2 protein-coding genes are annotated in these 3,120 nt (G+C 66.6%); both read right to left on the bottom strand.

Going from position 1 to position 3,120, the window contains the following annotated elements; translation table 11 throughout:
• The coding region (locus tag IEX97_RS12785) for a biotin/lipoyl-containing protein (protein WP_308426211.1) at positions 1-362 on the bottom strand (362 nt) is incomplete at its 3' end.
• Positions 363-395: 33 nt separating this feature from the next.
• Positions 396-3,120: 2-oxoglutarate dehydrogenase E1 component (locus IEX97_RS12780; protein ID WP_188883495.1), on the bottom strand; the 2,725-nt coding region annotated here is incomplete at its 5' end.

Below are 3,120 nucleotides of genomic sequence, written 5' to 3'. Positions count from 1 at the left end.
GCCGCGGCCCGCGCGGGCGTCTCATGAGGCGCCTTGGCGTCCGGCGCCGGAGCGGCAGGCGTGGCCGCTTTGGTACCGGCCGCGCCCGCGGCGGCAGGCGTGGCCGCTGCGGTGCCGGCTGCTTCCCCGGCCGCGGCGATGGTGGCCAGCACCTCGCCCACGCCGACCGTCTCGCCTGTCGGCTTCAAAATGTCGTGCAGCACACCCCCCTGTTCGGCGATGACCTCGAGATTCACCTTGTCGGTCTCCAGCTCCACCACGGCTTCCCCGGCCGCCACCGGATCTCCAGGCTGCTTGAGCCAACGCCCCACCGTCGCTTCGACAATCGATTCGCCCAATTCCGGGACCCGTACTTCGAACATCTCCTCCACCCCTCGCATGTTTCTCTTTTTCTTTCACGCATCCAACCCCAGCGCGGCCAGGATGTTCTGCTGCTGCAACACGTTGTGCATGTCGGCCAGCCCCTCCGCCGGGCTGGAGCGCTCCGGCCGGCCGACGTACCGGATACGGCGATCCGGCAACAACGCGCGCAACTGCGGTTCGATGTATCGCCAGGCACCCATGTTCTCCGGTTCCTCCTGCGCCCACACCACGTCTTGCACATGTCCGTAGCGCGCGAGGACCTCCTTGAGCGCCGCCGCCGGAAGCGGGTACAACTGCTCCAGCCGCACGATGTGCACCGCATCCGGCTGCGGGACGTTCTGCAACGCCGCCTCCAACTCGATGGCCACCTTCCCGCTGCACAACACCAACCGCTTCACCCGCTCCGGGTGTTGACGTCCAAAGCGGCTCTCCAGCACCGGTTGGAACCGCCCGTCCACAAACTCCTGCCACGGCGATGCGGCCGCCGGATTGCGCAGGAGGCTTTTCGGCGTCATGATCACCAGCGGCCGCGGGTGCTTCTGGCCGCGGTGCGCCTGGCGCCGCAGCAGGTGGAAGTACTGGGCCGACGTGGTGGGATTCGCCACCACCCAGTTGTACTCGGCCGACAACTGCAGGTACCGCTCCAGCCTGGCGCTCGAGTGTTCAGGCCCCTGCCCCTCATACCCGTGCGGCAACAGCATCACCAGTCCGCACGACTGACGCCACTTCGCGATGCCGGAGGCGATGAACTGGTCGATGATGACCTGGGCGGCGTTTGCGAAGTCCCCGTACTGAGCCTCCCACAGCACCAGCGCGCGCGGTGCCTGAATGCTGTACCCGTATTCGAACCCCAACACCCCCGCCTCGGACAGCGGGCTGTTGTAGATGGCGAACGACGCCTTGGCCTGCGGCAAGTGGTGCAACGGCACGTACCGCGCGTCGGTGTGGATGTCGTGTAACACCAGATGGCGCTGGCTGAACGTGCCGCGCTCCGCGTCCTGGCCGGTCAGGCGCACCGGGATCCCGTCGGCGAGGATGGTGGCGAACGCCAGCGCTTCGCCGTGCGCCCAGTCAATCACGCCGCCTTCCGCGAACGCTTGCCGCCGCCGCTCCAGAATGCGTTGCAACTTCGGATACACCGCAAAGTTCGGCGGAAACTCAAGCAGCTTGCGGTTGATCTCCTCCAACAGCTCGCGCGTGACCGGCGGCGCCTGGCCGTTGCCCGGCCACGGGTCTTCCGGCGCGAGGTCGGCGTCTTCCTCCTGGCTCACCTCGTGCACCTTGGCGTAGGCCTGGCGCAACGTCTCCTGGACCTTCGCCTCCATCTGCCGCACTTCTTCCGCCGTGACCACGCCCGCGTCGATCAGCGCCTGGGCGTAGATCTCGCGTACCCGCGGATGCACGTGGATCCGCTCGTACAACAAAGGTTGCGTGACCACCGGATCGTCCATTTCATTGTGTCCCCAACGGCGGTAGCCGATGAGGTCGATGAGGAAGTCTTTGTGGAACTGCGCCCGATAGGCGACGGCGAGGCGAACCGCCGCCAAACACGCCTCCACATCATCCGCGTTGACATGCACGATGGGGATTTCGAACCCCTTGGCCAAGTCGCTCGCATAACGGGTCGAGCGCCCTTGTTCCGCCGGGGTGGTGAAACCGAGCAGGTTGTTGGCGATGATGTGAACGGTCCCGCCGGTCTGATAACCGGGCAGACGCGACAGGTTGAGCGTTTCGGCGACGATGCCCTCGCCCGGGAACGCTGCGTCGCCATGGATGAGGATGGCCATCGCGGCATCCAGGTCCTGGACAGGCGCACCGGGGCGATCCCGCTGATCCTGCGCAGCCCGGGTGAAGCCTTCCACGACCGGATTGACGAACTCCAGATGGCTTGGGTTGTTGGCCAACACCAGCCGCGCCTGCACCACCTCGCCCTGGCCGATAGTCCGGCTGGCGCCCAGGTGGTACTTGACATCGCCCGTCCAACCGTAGTTGATGCCCATGGATCCTTCCGACGGGACGAGTTCTTTGTTGGGGGCCGTATGGAACTCCGAGAAGATCTTCGCGAACGGCTTGCCGAGCACGTGCGCCAGCACGTTGAGGCGGCCGCGGTGCGCCATACCAATCATGACGTTGCGGGTGCCGCTCAACACCGCCCGCTTGATGAGTTCGTCGAGCATCGGCACCAGCATGTCGACGCCCTCGATGGAGAACCGCTTTTGGCCGACGAACGTGCGATGCAGGAACGTCTCGAAGCCCTCGACCTCTGTCAGGCGGTACAACAGGGCCTTCTTGTCTTCCGCCGACAGGCGCGGCCACAGCTCGCCGGACTCCACCGCACGGCGCAACCACTCCCGCTCGTCCGGCTCGTGCACGTGCGCAAACTCGTATGCGATGGGTCCGGTGTACACCTCGAGCAAGCGATGGTACGCATCGAGACCCGTTTTCACGTCGGCCGGCGCGTCCGGCCACAGCGCCGCAGCCGGCATCGCGGCCAGATCCTCCTCGCTCAGCCCGTACGTTTCACGACTGATGCGCGGCACTTCTTCGGTCGGCGGGTAGAGGGGATTGACACGCGCGGCCAAGTGTCCGTATTCCCGTACACTCTGCAACAGCTCGTGGGCGGCGACCAGTTTGTGCCCGGGCAGGCTGGCAGCAACGGCCGCCGCCGTCTCCGCCACCCCTGCCGCCGCCCTGCGCCCGCCGGCCGGACCGGCCGCGGCCAAGGTGACAGGCGTTTCAGCCGGCGCCGCACCGGCC

This window comes from Paenalicyclobacillus cellulosilyticus (assembly GCF_014647315.1).
GTDB lineage: Bacteria > Bacillota > Bacilli > Alicyclobacillales > Alicyclobacillaceae > Alicyclobacillus_J > Alicyclobacillus_J cellulosilyticus.
Note: the sequence above shows the minus strand (reverse complement) of the source record. Positions and strands in the feature narration are given on the sequence as shown.